This window comes from Ruegeria sp. HKCCE3926 (assembly GCF_017872515.1).
GTDB lineage: Bacteria > Pseudomonadota > Alphaproteobacteria > Rhodobacterales > Rhodobacteraceae > Ruegeria.
This window is the reverse complement of sequence record NZ_JAEDOU010000012.1, coordinates 43,695-59,857: the sequence shown is the minus strand read 5'-3', so window position 1 is coordinate 59,857 and position 16,163 is coordinate 43,695. Positions and strand designations below refer to the sequence as shown.

Sequence of the window (16,163 nt, the reverse complement as noted above, 5' to 3'; positions counted from 1 at the left end):
CAATCCCGTGCATCTGCAAAACCTTAACAAAGGCCTCTTCCGTCGTCATTTTCATAAGGGTGCTCTCCAACCAAGAGTGAGTGAAACCGGGCACTGCACCCGGCGTTTGATATGGTTTTGGCGCAAGGGTGCGACCTGCGTTAGGGCCAAAACGAAAGCCGGATTAGGTCCAGATAAGGCTCAAACGGCCCGAATTGCGTCTGCGATCAGTTTCACGCCGGTCGCGATGCGGTTAGTTGGAATTGAGGAATAGCCCAGGCGATAGAAATTCTGTGGTCTGTCCGGCCCCGAGAAGAACGGTGCGCCGGGTTCGATGTGAACACCCTGGTTTTGCAGTCTTAATGCCAGTTGAGTTGTGTCGACATGCTCAGGGGCTGACATCCACAGTGAAGAGCCGCCAATCACACCCCGTCCAGCCACGGTCAGCCCACTTTCCGCGATGGCTTTGTCCATCGCGTCGCGCCGCTCTTGCAAGGCCTTTGACATACGCCGAATTTGCGCGTCGTAGTGGCCCAGCGACAGGAAATACGCCGCCGTGCGCTGAATGTGGCCTGGTGGGTGACGCAGAACCAATGAACGCAGCGCGCGTGCCTCGCGGATAAAGGGCTCTGAGCCGACCATGTATCCAAGTCGCAATCCTGGAAACAGCGACTTGGAAAAACTGCCGACGTAGATCACGCGCCCATCCCGATCCATGGATTTCAGCGCCGGCGAAGGGGCGCCTCGGAAGGCCATTTCAAACTCATAGTCATCCTCGACGACCATCGCGTCGAGTTCGCGTGCTCGATCCAGCAATTGGTTGCGGCGGTCGATCGGCATCGTCGCGGTCGTCGGGCTTTGATGGCTGGGGGTGGTAAAGATGACGTCCGCTTCGTCGGGAATCGCCTCGGGAGGCAGACCGTCCCGGTCCACGCTCAAGGGTGTGACCGCGCAGTCCCAATGGTTCAGAAGGCTGCGCAGCGCATAGTAACATGGGTCTTCTATGACGGCCGTGCGATTGTGGGTCAGCAAGATGCGCGATGCCAGCCAGAGCGCGTTCTGCGCGCCCAGAGTGATCAAGATCTCTTCGGGGCGGGCCGCGATGCCACGGCGTGGTAGAGTGTGACGGGCAATAAACTCGATCAACAACGGATCATCCAGATCCACGTAATCTCCGGTCAGTGAATCGAAATCTTTATGCCCCAGCGCGCGGACGGCGCATAACCTCCAATTGGCGTGGTCAAACAAGGTTCGGTCAGCCTGCCCGTAGATGAACGGGTAACGGTACTCTCGCCAGTCGCTGGGTTTTGGCAGAACGTCGCTGTCCAGAAAGCGGCGTGCCAGTGCCTTGTCCCAGTCGACGGATTCGGTGCCGCGCTGGACAGGTGAATACTTGGGGGGGACAGGTGCGTTTTGCGAAACGTAATACCCGGACCGCCCCTTGGCCGTCAGGTAGTCATTGGCCAACAGTTCGGTGTAGGCCAATGTTACGGTTATTCGGCTGACCCCCAGATGCGCGGCCAGTTTGCGTGACGAAGGGAGTTTTTCTCCGACGTGAAAGCGACCCGACAAGATGCCTTCGGCAATCATCTGCTGGATCTGGGCCTGCAATGTGCCCTGACCATTGAGTTCAAGAAAGAATGTATCGACCGAAATCCCCATGCCTGCTTATAGGGTGGACTTAAGGGCGGGGCAATCTGGACTTACATCGCAGTCACGAATTTTTGTCAGCAGGGTTGACCGAAGATCCCCTTCGAGCTAAATAACTAAAAATCTAGTTTAGTGGAGATAACGGATGTGGGAAGCTGCTGCTGCCGGGTTTTCTGCCATGGGCTCTGAAGCCCGGCTGAAAGTCCTGAAGACGCTGGTCCGGGCTGGCAAAGCCGGATTGACCGTTGGCGAGATACAGGACCGGACAGGGATTGCCCCGTCGACACTGGCCCATCACCTGCGGTTTCTTGCGGCCGGTGGTGTGGTCGAACAGGAAAAGGTCGGTCGCACCACGATCAACCGCGCCAGTTACGACGAATTGAGAAATCTTGCGCAATTCATTCTCAGCGAGTGTTGCGCCGACGAAGTTGGAAAGGCTGCGAACGATGGCTGAGTTGACACAGAACCCGCGCATGACTGCCAAAGGGGTGCTGGACCTGATCAAGACGCCCTGGACGCTGATCGTCGTCATTCTTGCGGCAGTGGCAATCCTGGATCCCGGAAACTTGACCGGGGTGGTGACATTCGCAGCCAAGGCTCTGGCGCACACAGGGCAATATATTCTGTTTGCAGTGCTTCTGCTGTCTTACCTCAAGGCGACCGGCGCAGAGGTGATGGTGGCGCGTGCCTTTGAGGGGCGCGAAACCCGGATGATCTTTCTGGCTGCCTTGTTCGGTGGTCTTGCACCGTTCTGTTCTTGCGAGGTTATCCCCTTTATCGCGGGTCTTCTGGCCCTTGGTGCGCCGTTGTCCGCAGTCATGGCGTTCTGGCTCAGCTCACCCTTGATCGATCCGCCGACGCTTTTGATTACCGCCGGTGCGCTGGGATGGCCCTTTGCCATCGGCAAGGCTGTCGCTGCGGTTGCGCTTGGCCTGTTCGGTGGGTTCGCGGTTCGGTTGCTGATGCGCAAAGGTGCGTTTGCCCAGCCTTTGCGCGAATACAAGCCCGCCGGATGCTGCGGATGTGGTCCGAAAACGGATGACAAACCGGTCTGGAAATTCTGGCAGGAGCCCGAGCGTCGCGCCCGGTTCCGTTCGGAATTCGTGCACAACGGTCTGTTCCTGTTGAAATGGCTTGCGCTGGCGTATGTGCTGGAGGCGCTTTTGGTCAACTATGTCCCCGCCGACCTGATCGCAGGCTTGGTTGGCGGAGAAGGCGTGCTGCCGATCGTCGTTGCTGCGCTGGTGGGTATGCCAGCATACCTGAACTCCTACGTAGCGCCGCCTTTGCTGGCAGGGTTGATGGAGCAAGGTATGACAGCGGGTGCGGCCATGTCGTTCATGGTTGCCGGTGCTGTCAGTTCCATCCCGGCGATGGCCGCGGTCTGGTCATTGGTCAAACCACGCGTCTTTGCAACCTATCTGACCCTGGGCGTCGGTGGCGCAATCGTGGCTGGTATCATCTTTCAATTGGTATGAACGCAAAAGCCGCCCGGTGTCACATCGGGCGGCTTTTATCCGTTCGGTTCCGTCGATCAACTGCCGTCGCAAAGACGCGGCAATTTGAACCGGTATCGGGCTTCTCCGCTTTCGACATATACGCGCTTTTCGATACAGGCCGTCGTGCCCACTGTCTGCGAAATCTGCGCATCCGTGGACGTAATCGATGTAGCGGAACCATCCGGCAAGCGGACCGATGCCACGACGCCATTCTTCAGGTCTCCGTTCACCGGAGTTGCAGACAGTACCGGGACGGTCAGGAACGCCTCATGCTCGTGTTCGCCTTCATCCCCCAGCAGGAACAATGTCGTGACGATGGCAATCATGACAACGCCGCCGGCCAGACCAAGCCCCCACGTTTTCAGAAAGGCATAGATTGTGACGGCGCGATGCGGGCCAAGAACCGCAGATAGAACGTTCAGCATGGCAAGTCCGTGAAAAAAGCCCCAGCCGAAATGGCCGAGGCTGTTTGCGTGTTATGTGCGAGGATCTTCTTCGTCTTCGTCATCCGCCCCACCCTTGGGCAGGTTGAAGAAGCTGTCTGCGTCGAGGATCGGCTCGTCGTCTTTCTCGTCCGACGGCTCGTCGGACAGCGAGAAGGTTTCCAGACCTTCAATTGCGGTCGGGATTTTCGGCGCTGCGTCCATTTCCAGCGACTGCTCGGTCGACACCAGCTTGCGACGTTCGTCATCGCTCATCACGCCGCCTTCAGCCGCTTTCTTGGCCGCCGCTTTCTGCACGGCGGTGTCCAGTTCGGACTGTTTGCACAGACCCAGAGCAACAGGATCAATCGGCTGCATGTTGGCGATGTTCCAGTGCGTGCGTTCGCGGATCGACTGGATGGTGGGTTTGGTGGTGCCCACCAACTTAGCAATCTGGCCGTCGCTGAGTTCCGGGTGGAACTTGACCAGCCACAGGATCGAGTTCGGACGGTCCTGACGTTTCGAAAGCGGCGTGTAGCGCGGACCACGGCGCTTTTCCTCACCGGCGGCCGATGGGTTGAACTTGAGCTTCAGCTTGTGAAGCGGGTTGTTCTGTGCCGCGTCGATTTCTTCCTGGGTCAGCTGGTTGTTGGCGATCGGGTCAAAGCCCTTGACGCCGGCGGCGACGTCGCCATCAGCGATACCCTGCACTTCCAACTCGTGCATTCCTACGAAATCCGCGATCTGCTTGAAGCTGATCGTGGTGTTATCCACCAGCCATACGGCGGTTGCCTTGGCCATAAGCGGTTTTGCCATCAGCCCGTCTCCTATACATACATCTGTCCCGTCGCCGGAATTCGGCGGCCCCTTGGTTTTGGGGCAGGTTTCCGTTGTCGGGGAACTTGGCCCGTATATAGTCGCGCAAAGGCAAGAAGGGAAGAGGCGAATGCGCCAAGGGATTACGGGGCTGGTTTTGTGGGTCTTGAGCGCGGTCGCTGCGCCGGCCGAGGGCGAAAAGGCGGGCGAGTTCGATTACTACGTGCTGTCGCTCAGTTGGTCGCCCAACTGGTGTGCCCGCGAAGGTGACGCGCGCGGCTCGGATCAATGTGACGATCGGCATGATCACGGCTGGATACTGCACGGGCTATGGCCACAGTTCCATCAGGGCTGGCCGTCCTACTGCCGTACCCCGGAAGGCCCACCTTCGCGACGCACGACGCGGGAAATGGAGGACATACAAGGCAGTTCCGGCCTTGCTTGGCATCAATGGAAGAAACACGGCACATGCTCGGGATTGTCGGCATCCGACTACTTTGCCTTGTCCCGGCGGGCTTACGAAGCCGTCAAGCGCCCTGAGGTGTTCCGCAAACTGGATTCATCCGTCAAACTGCCGGCTTCGGTGGTCGAGGAGGCATTCCTGAAGGCCAACCCGGAGTTGGAGCGCGACATGATCACGATCACCTGCAAACAGGGCTATATCGAAGAAGTCCGCCTGTGTCTGTCCCGCGATCTTGATTCCGTACCCTGTGGCCGCGACGTGATCCGCGACTGCACGGCCAAGGACGCGCTGTTCGATCCGATTCGTTAAAGCTTTTTGTTCTGGCAATCCCGCGCATAGTCCAGCGCCTTGGCGGTGCCTTTCAGATCGATGGCCATCACCACCTCACCTGCCGGATTGTAGACGGTCATCGTTTTGTTCTGAGCGATGGCGTTCACAAAGCTCCGGTCAGTGAAAAACACGGTTGCGCCCGGCACGTCGCGTTCGTTGAACCCGATGGCCGTCGCATCATAGCTTTTGCCGTCCAGATCAAAGCGGATCGGATAACTCTCACCCTGTTTAATGTCGCCCCATGCCTTGTTGTACACGGCGAAATACCCACGATTGCCCAAGGCATCATAGCCCAGCCGCACCACCGAGAGATCCTGATACACCGTCTGGATCAGGCACCCGTTGCCAAGCGCGGGGTCCATCATGATGTTCCAGCCGTCGACAAAGCCCTTGTCGATGAGGTCTTGGGCTAGGGCGGAGGTGGCTGTCAAAGCGGCGAAGGCGAGGGCGAGAAGGCGGGTCATAGTATATCCACAAATCAGACAATCTATTCATGTCATTGTAAATTGTTGTAGAAGTTAGACAATCCATTTATTTCCCGCGGGCCGTGTCAGGTCTCCTCGCCGTTGGAACAGATCTCAAGTCTCAGGTTAACAATTGCCTGGTTTGGAACGTCTTCTGAATTCAGCGATCCTCCGACAGCTAACCATTCGGAGAATTCAGGGTTAATGCAATCAACGTATAGAACGCCGAAAAAATCGCCGTACTTACCTTCACCGCGAACATAGACGTGCCTGTGTGTTTGTTCATCATACCTTTTGTCTTCTGGAATGGCGCTCCACCATTGTTTGTATGGCGGCGGTAAATCGTGCGTGTCTTCGAATAAGTAGAGAGTTTCAGCGGCAATAGGCGAGGCGAAAGCACCAACAATTGCAAAATACGCTAAGTGTTTCATCGTGTTTGATAATCCGTGGAATTAACAGAAAGAAACTCATCCAATAACTGTACAGCTGTCAAGCTAGTTACCGCGATACTTGAGCGTGCATCGTGCGTTGCGCTGGCACCGCCTAGCGCAAAGGCCTCGCGAAAAAAGAACCGGTAAGTTAGAGCTACAGTTCCTTCCGCGCCCTGAGCGCCGCCGTAATCGTCCCGTCGTCCAGATAATCCAGTTCGCCTCCAATCGGAACACCCTGCGCCAGTGAGGTCAGGCGGACCTGCCCCTCGAGCTGATCGGCGATGTAGTGGGCGGTGGTCTGGCCATCGACGGTTGCGTTCAGGGCCAGAATGACTTCGGAAATCCCTTCGGCCATCACCCGATCCTTGAGTCGGGGAATGCGCAGTTGGTCCGGGCCGACCCCATCCAAAGCCGACAGCGTGCCGCCCAGAACGTGATAGCGACCCTTGAAAACTGCAGCGCGTTCCATCGCCCAGAGGTCGGCGACGTCTTCGACCACGCACAGCTCTCCGGTCGCGCGATCCGCGCTATCGCAGATGTCGCAGATATCGGTGGTGCCGACATTGCCGCAGTTCAGGCATTCGCGGGCGGTGGCGGCCACTTGTTGCATCGCGTCCGAGAGGGGCGTCAGCAGCAGGGCGCGTTTGCGGATCAGGTGCAGAACCGCGCGGCGGGCCGAGCGCGGGCCCAGGCCCGGCAGTTTGGCCATCAGGTCGATCAGGTTGTCGATGTCGCTGTTCGAACTCATGGCCAATCCTGCATTGCGCCAGAGGGAGCCTCCGGCGGGAGTATTTGGGAAAAGATGAAGCTCAGAACGGCAGCTTGATGTCTTTGGGCAGGCCCATGCTTTCGGTCAGCTTGGCCATTTCAGCCTGCGAACGTTCGGTTGCCTTGGTCTGCGCATCCTTGATGGCGGCCAGGATCAGGTCTTCGACCACTTCCTTGTCATCGCCGTTGAAGATGGAAGGGTCGATATCCAGACCTTTGAGTTCACCCTTGGCCGTCGCCGTTGCCTTGACCAGGCCTGCACCGGATTCGCCGACAACCATCATGTTGTTCAGCTCTTCCTGCATTTCGGTCATCTTGGTTTGCAGGTCCTGCGCGGATTTCATCATCTTGGCCATGTCGCCCAGACCGCCAAGCCCGCCGAGTCCTTTCAGCATAGTATTCTCCTGTGTCTCCGTTTGCGCTCTAGATACGGGCAGCAGCGACATGGCACAAGGGTTCTCCCGCCGGTCGGAGGCTCATCCGTTCCGGTCGGCATGTTGATCAGCGCAGGCGTCAGCAGGAACGTGCTAACCATCTGCGACACCATATTTGCCAGCAGGCCCGACAAGCGCAGATCGTCCTTGGCGCGCATATGGTCTGCTGCCGAGACTGATTGCACGGAACACAGAAAATCTGGGCGGGGTTCGAATGGCTACGCAGTATCCGGATCAGAATTGTCACGGGCCGCCTTCCGCTGGCCGGTGTCGCAACAAACGATCTGAGACATGCGGGCGGATGTGTTCGATCGAAACCTCGGTCAGCTTCGTTTGAACCAGGGGATGACGGGCGGCGAGGTCAGTCTTCCTCGAACGGGTCCCACTCGTCTTCCACCTCGGGAAGCGCTTCGGTCTCGACCTTGGCGGCGCGTTGCTCCGGCGTTTCGATCCTAGTGATTTTCGCCTTTGGGAATTGCGCCAGTACCGCCTGCACCAAAGGATGTTGTTCGGCCTCGGATTTCAGTGCGAGCTCGGCCTCATCCCGTATTTCTGCAATCGTGGGGGCTTCTCCGTCCGAGACGATCGAGACAGCCCACCGATTTCCTGTCCAGCGTTGCAAGGCAGTGCCCAGTCGTGGCGCCAGATCCGCCGGTGCCTGGGTGGCGGGTGTGAATTCGATTCGTCCGGGTTGATAGGAGACGAGGCGCACGCCGTTTTCCACCTCGACCAGCAACTTTACGTCGCGATTGGTCCGGATCAGTTCCACCACGTGGTCGAAGGTCGGGTAATGGGCAAGGGCCGTCTGGGCATCCTGCGCCAGGGCTGCAACCGGTGCGCCACCGGAACCGCGAGGGGACGGCGCGTAGGCAGGTGGATGGGTCGCGCCAGCCGGCGCCGGACCGGCGCCCGGTCGGGATATCGAAACGCCGCCATTGGGCCCGCCCGGCGGCGGTGGCGGGGTATCTTGCAACCGTTTGATCAGCTCTTCGGGGCTGGGCAAATCCGCCACATGGGTCAGGCGAATAACGGCCATTTCAGCGGCCATCATGGCGTTGGGCGCAGCCGAGACTTCCTCGAGCGCCTTCAGCAGCATTTGCCACATCCGGGTCAGAACCCGCATCGGCAGAGCCTCGGCCATGTGTTGGCCCCGGGTCCGTTCGTCCGGAGAAACCGTCGGATCCTGCGCCGCGTCAGGCGTGATCTTCACGACGGACACCCAATGCGTGATCTCGGCCAGATCGCGCAGCACCGCCAGCGGGTCTGCGCCTTCGGCGTATTGGCCGCTCAACTCGGTAAGTGCTCCGGCGGCATCGCCGCGCAGGATCATATCCATAAGGTCCAGAACCCGGCCACGGTCTGCCAGTCCAAGCATTGCACGGACCTGATCGGCGGTCGTCTCGCCAGCCCCATGCGAAATCGCCTGATCCAGCAACGAGGTCGCATCCCGGGCCGATCCTTCCGCTGCTCGGGTGATCAGCGCCAGCGCGTCTTCGGCGATCTGGGCGTTTTCCGCTTCGGCGATCTTGCGCAGCAGGCCAATCATGTCTTCGGGTTCGATCCGGCGCAGGTCGAAACGCTGGCAGCGGGACAGCACAGTGACAGGGACTTTGCGGATTTCAGTGGTTGCGAAGATGAACTTCACATGCGCGGGCGGTTCTTCCAACGTCTTGAGCAGCGCGTTGAACGCACTGGTCGAGAGCATATGAACCTCGTCGATGATATAAATCTTGTAACGCGCGCTGGCGGCGCGATAGCGGACACTGTCAATGATCTCGCGGATGTCGTTGACGCCCGTACGGCTGGCGGCGTCCATCTCCATCACGTCGACATGGCGGCCTTCCATGATGGCGACACAATGTTCACACTGACCGCAGGGTTCGGTCGTGGGGCCACCGGTTCCGTCGGGTCCGATGCAGTTCATCCCCTTGGCGATGATCCTTGCGGTCGTGGTTTTGCCGGTGCCGCGAATACCGGTCATGATGAAGGCCTGCGCGATCCGGTCGGCCGCGAACGCGTTTTTCAGGGTGCGCACCATGGCATCCTGACCCACCAGATCGGCAAAGGTTTCCGGGCGATATTTGCGGGCGAGAACCTGATAGGCGGGGCTGGAGCTGTCTGTCATGTCTTCTCGTTGGGATTCGGTGCTTGGGCACAGCGTAGTGGCCACCGTTGCCCGCGTCCACAGCGGGGCGCGATGATTTTTGATTTAGAAACGAGTCGCTTTCGCACTAAACTGCATCAGCGGATTTAATGGCTCATTTTTGTATAGAGTTCTTTGGGGAGGACAGGATTCATGTCGCAGTTGGTGATCTACGCCCTGCAAGTCGGTGGCGGAACGCTGGCGCTGACCTCGATGCCCGGACGCGGCGGAGATTACTCCAGCGATCTGGATATGATCGCAGCCTGGCAGCCTGGGCTTGTTGTTTCGATGACGACGGATGTCGAAATGCTTCAGGACGGGGCGCAGGAATTTGGCAGCGATATTCAAAGCCGCGCCAGCCGTTGGGTTCACCTGCCGATCGAAGATTTCGGAGCGCCGACAAAAGCGATTGATGACGCGTGGCCGTCCGTCAGCGCCGCGGCCCGGCACGCGCTGTCCGGCGGAGGTCGCGTATTGGTACACTGCCGCGGGGGCTGTGGCAGGTCAGGTATGATTGTCCTGCGGCTGATGGTCGAATGCGGCGAAGGCGCGGACACGGCGCTGCAACGATTGCGGGCGGTGCGCCCTTGCGCCGTCGAAACGGATGCGCAACTGGCCTGGGCCTCTCGGCGTGCCCAGGCACAGGTCAGTCTGGATTCAGATTGAAATCTGCGCGGGCGCGCAAGCAGGTTTTCGAGGCCGGATCGTAGAAACTTCGATCATCGCGCAGGGTGGGGTTTTCACGACGCCGGATGGCATCGCACTGAACGTGTTTCCGAAGATCAGGTCGGCATAGCCGTTCAGCGGCTCAATCGTGGTTTCGGGCTGCGTCCCGCAAAAGACACGAATGCGGTCTGATTGCGCGCGGAAAATTGCATGACATCCTTCGCTGCAATGTGACAGCTCGCTGCTGCCCTCAATCTCGAAATCGTCACTTGTGGCCGAGGTCGCCTGGGCCATGGCTTCGGATATCGAGCGCGCCAGCCGCGCCAAAGCGGGACAGGTTTTGCCCGTCCGCTGACATACTGTTGCACTGAATTCATGTGTCTTTGTCTTCCAGATCATCCTGCGCCCTCCGCGCTTGGTGGACAGGATATTTGGGACAGGTGGGACAGCGTGATGCCGTCAGGACCTGCCCGGACACCCCGCCCGAGTTTCGGTTTCGTTTCCGATGGCAGGTCTCCTGACTTGCGGGTCATCGCTTTGCCGACCTTCCCAGCCTTTGGGCCAGTGGTGTTTCGGCATCGCTTACCGCTTACAGTTGCGGGGGCAGTCGCGGATTTGGTTGTTGCCTGCATGACCAGACATTACCGCACCGTGTTCCCTTTTCATTCCGACCCCTTGTGGAGGCCGGAAACCATCACACAACCGCTAGCGTTTGAGCACGCATCGAGTCAAGCCGATCTTTTGACCGGACGCTTGGTCATGCTGGATACGGTGTTGGTTCATGCATAGTGTCGAGGGCGTTGAGGTTCGGAAACCGGATTTACCAAGCGCAAAGCCAGAGATCATGTTGGACACAGAGCAAACGGTAATGACCGAAGAATTTCGCTTTCCGTCCGGGCAGAAAACACTGTCTGCCCGGTTGTACAGCCCGCTGTCTTCGCCCGAAATCGTCGTCGTGCTGAACAGTGCAACGGGTGTGCCGCGCGATTATTACCGTCATTTCGCACGATGGCTTGCTGCCGAGCGGGGTATGGCCTGCCTGACCTATGACTATCGCGATTACGGGCATTCCTTGACCGGCCGCCTGAAAGATTCGCGTGCGACCATGGCGGATTGGGCCTTGATCGACATGCCCGCGGCACGGGCAGAAATGCGCAGACGGTTTCCCGATTCGCAGCATTGGACCATCGGCCATTCGATCGGCGCGATGTTGGGGCCTGTGCAGCCGGATATCGATCTGATTGATCGCATGATCTGTGTGTGTTCGGGGCTGGTAACCCTAAGCGACCATCCATGGCCCTATCGTGGTTTGGCAGGATTGTTCTGGTATGGTCATGCCCCGCTTTTGGCCCGAGCCCTTGGCTACCTTCCCGGAAAGGCGATCGGGTTCGGCTCGGATCTGCCGGCATCGGTCTATTGGCAGTGGCGCAAATGGTGTACGGCGCCTTTGAACTATGTGCCTGAAATCGGGCATGAGTTACCTGCGGCGCAGTGGAAGGATTCTGGAACGCCCGTGGATCTGTTCACCTTCGAGGACGACCAGATGGTGCCGCCGGAAGCGGTTTGGCGGCTTGCGGATCTTTACGGCCCCGATGCCAACCGCCACCTGCTGAGCCCTGCCGATTTCGGGTTGCCTGAGGTTGGTCATATCGGAGCATTTGCCCGGCGCAATGCAGCGGTTTGGCCGCGACTGATCGCTTGATCAGACGCGGCGCAGGACGGGCCGGGCACCGTCCAACGATCACCGGTTGCGAAGTTTCTTTTCCTTCATGACGCCACGGACCATCTTGCCGAACGCTTTGTCCCGCGCCCGGGACTGCGCGACGGTTTCAGAATTGCGCTGATCTTCGCGCCGAAGCTTGCGCCACCGGTCCAATCGAGCCGGATCAAGCGTGCCGTGGCTTATTGCCTTTTGCACGGCACATCCGGGCTCGGAGCTGTGCTGGCAATCCGAAAAACGGCAGTCCCGGCTCAACTCGGCAAGGTCCGAGAAAACGTCGTCGATCCCGTCCCGAGCGTCCAGCAGGCGCAACGCGCGCATTCCGGGTGTATCGATCAACCAGCCACCGTTGCGCATCCGGTGCAATGCGCGTGCGGTCGTCGTGTGCCGGCCCCGCGCGTCATCCTCGCGAATGTCCGAGGTGGCGAGATCCTGATCGGTCATGGTATTGGCAAGTGTCGTCTTGCCAACGCCCGACGATCCAACCAGCGCTCCGGTCTGGCTTTTGGGGCACCAGGACAGAACCTTTTCAACCTCTGCCGGGTCCAGCGCGTTGATCGCCAGAACCGTCAGGAACGGATCCAGAGATTGCACCTGCCCCGAGAAACTGTCGGGGTCCGCCGATTTGTCGGCCTTCGTCAGAACAACGACCGGGTAACACCCGGCCTGATGCGCGAGCGCCAGATATCGTTCCAGCCGGGGCAGTTTGAAATCGGCATTGCACGAGCTGACGATGAACAGCACATCGACATTGGCTGCGATCAGTTGCGTCGCGGCGCCTGTACCCGCGGCGCGTCGGTGCAGCAGGCTGCGCCGGTCGAGCAAATGGCGCACGCGTTTGTCGTCATCGGCGAGAACCCAATCGCCAACAGCATAGCTGCCGGTCGTTTGATCGGGGGTCAGTAACGGGACTTCGCCGTCAGGGTTAAGCCCTATCAGGCGGTCCCGATGAACGGAAGTGATGCGAAAAGGCGTGCAGGAAGGATAAGCCGCGTGTTGCGCGGCAAAGTGAGAGGACCATCCCAGGTCCGAAAGTGCAAGAAACATTGGTTTGCCTGTCGTCAGAAACAGCACTCCCGACGGATGGCGATCGCTCATCCCCGGGTCATGTGTTCAGGCAGTCAGTCGATACCGTGAGGTCAGAACCGTGCTGCCCGAAGGATCTTTGCTACAATCATAAAGCCCTCCTGCGGCCAAGGTTCGTAAAGTGAGAGGTTGGACATCGACCCAAGCGGGGCTCGTTGTGGCTGCTTCCTTCCGGACCTGACCAGGTTGGCGAGGCGCTCGCCCGCGCCAACCTCTCGACTCTGGATATAGGGAAGGCTTCGGCAAAAGACAACCCGTCAGAGCGTCAGCCGAATGCGAGCAAAACCGTTTTCGTCAGGTTCCAGAATCTTGGGGGCAAACCTGTTCAATTCGTCAACATACTTCAAAGCACCGGGACCGGTCCGAAGAATGGTCGTCACCCCCGATTTCGGCATCAGAGAGAACGGGTAAGGTTGCCGGGCCAATGGGTCGGGTGGCAGGCGGTGCGTCATGTAGTCCCGCAAAATGTCCCGGATATCCAGCGGGGGCAGATCGATGGCCGGGGCCGACGACACATGCGGGAAATGTCCGCCCCCGCTTGCGCGATAATTATCGAGCGCGACGACAAATGCCTGATCAGGTTGCACGGCTTGGCCTGCGCAAGTCAGATGATGCACCCGCCTGTGGCCGGGATGGATCATTTGCCCCCCGACATCGTAACGCGCCGGTTGCGACGGGTCGATCTGATAGGACAGGCCAAAGATGACATCGAAATTGTACCCCGCCCGATCCCGGTCGAATAGCTCTGCCTCGGCGTCGGGGAATTGTTGGTTGAAGGCGCTGGCTGACATCTCCAACCACTCCAGCAGCTGCGCGCCCGTGATCTGAACCGCGCGCAATTCGTTTGGAAAGACATGCAGGTCCGCCACGTGACGCAGACAGATTTCACCGGGCGGCACGTCCGTATAGTGCCTGGGGCCAGAGCGTCCGCCGCATTTGGCCGGCGACGCGGCTGACAACAGCGGCAGCTCTGCAAGCGTGGTGCCGTGTAAAAAAGGGCGCAACGCGGCTGCCTGTGCGGCGGCCACAAGCGTCAATCCACGATCCGGCGCACAGAAACTGAAATAGCTGTGCAATGTGTCCGAGACGCGCGCAACGGGCGCGGCCATGTCCTGACGGGTCTGCTGATGTGCGGGTTCAACCAGATGCGCGATTTCCAAATCTTCGCCAATCGCGGTGCCGTCCACCGAAACCGGGCGCAATTCGGCGTGGCTGTCGACAACGCGCAGCCTCGACTGGGGCTGTAGGGTAACGGCCAGATCGATTACTCCAAGATATGCGCCTGCCGAACCGGGCATGACAACCGGCGTTCCATGCACCAGCCCTTTCACGTAATCCACATTCGGGGTTTGCGCGCCGGTGCGTGCGGGAAGGGTCAGGTGCGTGTGCCCGGCGACGACAGCGTCGATGCCCTCGTTCGCGGCCAGGGGAATAACGGCATTTTCAATGTCGGTCGCTGCGTCCGGGTGTCCAAGCCCGGAATGGGCGAGCGCCACGATCAGATCGCACCCCTTTTCGCGCAAGATACGCGTCAGGGACTGTGCCGCGACAACGATGTCGTCCGCCTCTACGGTTTCGTTCAGATTGTGTTCTTCCCAACGTGTTGTCTGCGGTGGCAGAACCGAAAACACGCCGACGCGAATGGGCACATCCTTGTTTCCCACCCTAACGAGACGGTCAAGGATTGCAAAACGCTGCCAAGATTGGTGTTCTCCGGACCGATGAAGATTGCCGCACAGAACCGGGCACGGGGCTTGTGCAAGGGTCTTGTCCAATGTCGGCAGCCCGAACCCGAAATCATGGTTGCCCAGACCAATCGCATCATAGTCCAGCGCCTTGAATGCCTGCATCATCGGGTGGGGATTGTCGTTCCGAACGGCCCATTCGCCCATCGGCGTTCCCTGAAGCGAATCCCCGTTGTCGAACATCAGCACCAGCGCGTCTGTGGCCTCGTGTCGGGCCTTGCGGATCAGGCTGGCGGTGCGTGTCAGCCCAAGCGTCGGGTCCGGTGTGTCCGCGTAATAGTCAAAACCAGTCAGATGCATATGCACGTCGGAGGTGGCAAGAATACGAATACGCCCACGGTCTTTTGTGGGTTGCACCTGCGTCGATGGGGTTTGCTTCACTTTTGTTGTTCTGCTTTTGAGTGTGGTAATGGGCTAAAATCATCAAAACGCAGTCTAGATGATTTTTCCGAGGCCGCCATGCGGCTTTTCGGTGGCGTGTCCCTGCGTTTTGCGCCTTGAATTGCCATTGCAACAGGGCCTGAGACATGGCAGCCCTGTGCGCAAGACCAGAAGGAATTCCAATGAAAAACGCAGAGCAGGTGACTTTCGGCGGCTCGGGCCTGAATCGGGCAGCGCATCTTCGTGGGGATTCAGAGAAGCTGTCCGAGATGGCGGGCGACCCTGCTGCGCGATGCATATTGTTGTGGCGAGGCAAGCTTCTGGTCGTGGGCGCGGCGCTGGATCAGCTTGCCCTGACGCAGATGACCCACCCGCTGGTATGCGATGGCCCCGGCGGCGTGATCGAAGCACCGGTTTTTTTGGGCCTGAGCGCAGAGGGCGCACCCCTGTTTGCCGCAGATATCTCGGCCTGGGGGGCAGAGGGATTGGATCTGACCGGCCTGGGAGAGTTCGTGGACAGATCCGAACAGCAGCACCCGGATTTGCCTGAAGGGCATGTTTTTGCCGAGCTCCGCCGGATCATGGCGCGATTGTCGCCTCGTGATGCCGAGTTGGCCGCATCGGCCAAGGCGGTTGTCGGTTGGCACGAAACACATCGCTTCTGTGCTCGCTGCGGCGCAGCCAGCGATATGTCGCAAGCGGGATGGCAGCGCAGTTGCCCGTCATGCGGCGGGCAACATTTTCCGCGCACGGATCCGGTTGTGATCATGCTGATTACGCATGGGGACAGCGTGCTTATGGGGCGGTCTCCGGGTTGGCCCGAGGGAATGTTTTCCTTGCTGGCGGGATTTGTCGAACCCGGCGAAACGCTCGAAGCGGCGGTGCGCCGCGAAGTGATGGAAGAGGCAGGCGTACCGGTTGGTGCGGTGTCGTACCTGTCCAGCCAGCCCTGGCCGTTCCCGGCATCCCTGATGTTCGGATGCGCCGGCGAGGCCCTGTCGCGTGACATCGTTATCGATCCGGTCGAGATCGAAGAGGCGATGTGGGTCAGCAAATCCGAAATGATGCAGGCATTTGCCGGCGAACATCCCCGGTTGTTGCCGGCTCGCAAGGGGGCTATCGCTCATTTTCTGCTTCAGAACTGGCTTGCGGATACGCTGGACTGA

Annotated in this window: 17 protein-coding genes, 1 other RNA gene and 1 riboswitch; of the genes, 6 read left to right on the top strand and 12 right to left on the bottom strand. The window is 59.3% G+C overall.

Annotation, left to right across the window (positions count from 1 at the left end; all coding sequences use genetic code 11):
* Window positions 1-180 precede the first annotated feature (180 nt).
* On the bottom strand, window positions 181-1,641 hold the full coding sequence (locus I9184_RS20050; protein WP_209835530.1) for a PLP-dependent aminotransferase family protein: 1,461 nt from the start codon (window positions 1,639-1,641) through the stop codon (window positions 181-183).
* Between the two features lie 133 nt (window positions 1,642-1,774).
* On the opposite strand from I9184_RS20050, the gene I9184_RS20045 reads away from it, so the two are divergent.
* Both I9184_RS20045 and I9184_RS20040 read left to right on the top strand, forming a co-directional pair.
* Window positions 1,775-2,083 carry a metalloregulator ArsR/SmtB family transcription factor gene (locus I9184_RS20045; RefSeq protein ID WP_170347301.1) on the top strand — a complete coding sequence of 103 codons (309 nt, stop codon included), beginning with the start codon at window positions 1,775-1,777 and terminating at the stop codon, window positions 2,081-2,083.
* Window positions 2,076-3,107 (top strand): permease, encoded by a 1,032-nt coding sequence (locus tag I9184_RS20040; protein ID WP_209835529.1) that lies wholly within the window; start codon window positions 2,076-2,078, stop codon window positions 3,105-3,107. Before I9184_RS20045 ends, I9184_RS20040 begins: the two co-directional genes overlap by 8 nt.
* A 56-nt stretch (window positions 3,108-3,163) precedes the next feature.
* On the opposite strand, the gene I9184_RS20035 is transcribed toward I9184_RS20040, so the two are convergent.
* Together I9184_RS20035 and I9184_RS20030 are read right to left on the bottom strand one after the other, a co-directional pair.
* On the bottom strand, window positions 3,164-3,553 hold the full coding sequence (locus I9184_RS20035; protein ID WP_209835528.1) for a hypothetical protein: 390 nt from the start codon (window positions 3,551-3,553) through the stop codon (window positions 3,164-3,166).
* A gap of 51 nt (window positions 3,554-3,604) precedes the next feature.
* On the bottom strand, window positions 3,605-4,366 hold the full coding sequence (locus I9184_RS20030) for a cell cycle transcriptional regulator TrcR (RefSeq protein WP_209835527.1): 762 nt from the start codon (window positions 4,364-4,366) through the stop codon (window positions 3,605-3,607).
* A 130-nt stretch (window positions 4,367-4,496) separates the two neighbouring features.
* On the opposite strand from I9184_RS20030, the gene I9184_RS20025 reads away from it, so the two are divergent.
* Entirely contained in the window at window positions 4,497-5,138 is a 642-nt protein-coding gene (locus I9184_RS20025) for a ribonuclease T2 (protein ID WP_209835526.1), read from the top strand.
* Here the strand turns inward: I9184_RS20025 and I9184_RS20020 are convergent.
* From I9184_RS20020 to I9184_RS20000, 5 genes are all read right to left on the bottom strand, one after another.
* Complete coding sequence (locus I9184_RS20020) at window positions 5,135-5,623, bottom strand: hypothetical protein (RefSeq protein WP_171638293.1); 489 nt, start codon at window positions 5,621-5,623, stop codon at window positions 5,135-5,137. The genes I9184_RS20025 and I9184_RS20020 overlap by 4 nt on opposite strands.
* 86 nt (window positions 5,624-5,709) lie before the next feature.
* Window positions 5,710-6,054: a hypothetical protein gene (locus tag I9184_RS20015; protein WP_209835525.1), complete on the bottom strand. Its 345-nt coding sequence runs from the start codon at window positions 6,052-6,054 to the stop codon at window positions 5,710-5,712.
* Window positions 6,055-6,208: 154 nt separating this feature from the next.
* On the bottom strand, window positions 6,209-6,802 hold the full coding sequence (recR, locus tag I9184_RS20010) for a recombination mediator RecR (protein ID WP_209835524.1): 594 nt from the start codon (window positions 6,800-6,802) through the stop codon (window positions 6,209-6,211).
* Window positions 6,803-6,863: 61 nt separating this feature from the next.
* Entirely contained in the window at window positions 6,864-7,217 is a 354-nt protein-coding gene (locus tag I9184_RS20005) for a YbaB/EbfC family nucleoid-associated protein (protein ID WP_171725104.1), read from the bottom strand.
* 400 nt (window positions 7,218-7,617) lie between these two features.
* Window positions 7,618-9,414 (bottom strand): DNA polymerase III subunit gamma/tau, encoded by a 1,797-nt coding sequence (locus I9184_RS20000; protein ID WP_280922509.1) that lies wholly within the window; start codon window positions 9,412-9,414, stop codon window positions 7,618-7,620.
* A gap of 138 nt (window positions 9,415-9,552) precedes the next feature.
* Between I9184_RS20000 and I9184_RS19995 the strand changes: the two genes are divergently transcribed.
* Window positions 9,553-10,065 (top strand): dual specificity protein phosphatase family protein, encoded by a 513-nt coding sequence (locus tag I9184_RS19995; protein ID WP_171638284.1) that lies wholly within the window; start codon window positions 9,553-9,555, stop codon window positions 10,063-10,065.
* Here the strand turns inward: I9184_RS19995 and I9184_RS19990 are convergent.
* Window positions 10,057-10,464, bottom strand: a complete 408-nt coding sequence (locus tag I9184_RS19990; RefSeq protein ID WP_171725107.1) for a hypothetical protein — start codon at window positions 10,462-10,464, stop codon at window positions 10,057-10,059. The genes I9184_RS19995 and I9184_RS19990 overlap by 9 nt on opposite strands.
* Before the next feature lie 90 nt (window positions 10,465-10,554).
* Window positions 10,555-10,776: riboswitch (cobalamin riboswitch) on the bottom strand.
* A gap of 157 nt (window positions 10,777-10,933) precedes the next feature.
* On the opposite strand from I9184_RS19990, the gene I9184_RS19985 reads away from it, so the two are divergent.
* A complete protein-coding gene (locus I9184_RS19985; RefSeq protein WP_348539556.1) occupies window positions 10,934-11,767 on the top strand; it encodes a hypothetical protein in 834 nt (277 codons plus the stop codon).
* A 39-nt stretch (window positions 11,768-11,806) separates the two neighbouring features.
* Here I9184_RS19985 and rsgA read toward each other — a convergent pair whose 3' ends face one another.
* From rsgA to I9184_RS19970, 3 genes are all read right to left on the bottom strand, one after another.
* Complete coding sequence (rsgA, locus tag I9184_RS19980; RefSeq protein ID WP_245218231.1) at window positions 11,807-12,883, bottom strand: ribosome small subunit-dependent GTPase A; 1,077 nt, start codon at window positions 12,881-12,883, stop codon at window positions 11,807-11,809.
* A 107-nt stretch (window positions 12,884-12,990) separates the two neighbouring features.
* Window positions 12,991-13,089, bottom strand: an RNA gene (ffs, locus tag I9184_RS19975) — signal recognition particle sRNA small type.
* 39 nt (window positions 13,090-13,128) lie between these two features.
* A complete protein-coding gene (locus tag I9184_RS19970; RefSeq protein ID WP_348539555.1) occupies window positions 13,129-14,997 on the bottom strand; it encodes a bifunctional 2',3'-cyclic-nucleotide 2'-phosphodiesterase/3'-nucleotidase in 1,869 nt (622 codons plus the stop codon).
* A 182-nt stretch (window positions 14,998-15,179) separates the two neighbouring features.
* On the opposite strand from I9184_RS19970, the gene nudC reads away from it, so the two are divergent.
* The gene (gene nudC / locus I9184_RS19965; protein WP_171638280.1) at window positions 15,180-16,163 is read left to right on the top strand and encodes an NAD(+) diphosphatase; all 984 of its coding nucleotides are present in this window, start codon (window positions 15,180-15,182) and stop codon (window positions 16,161-16,163) included.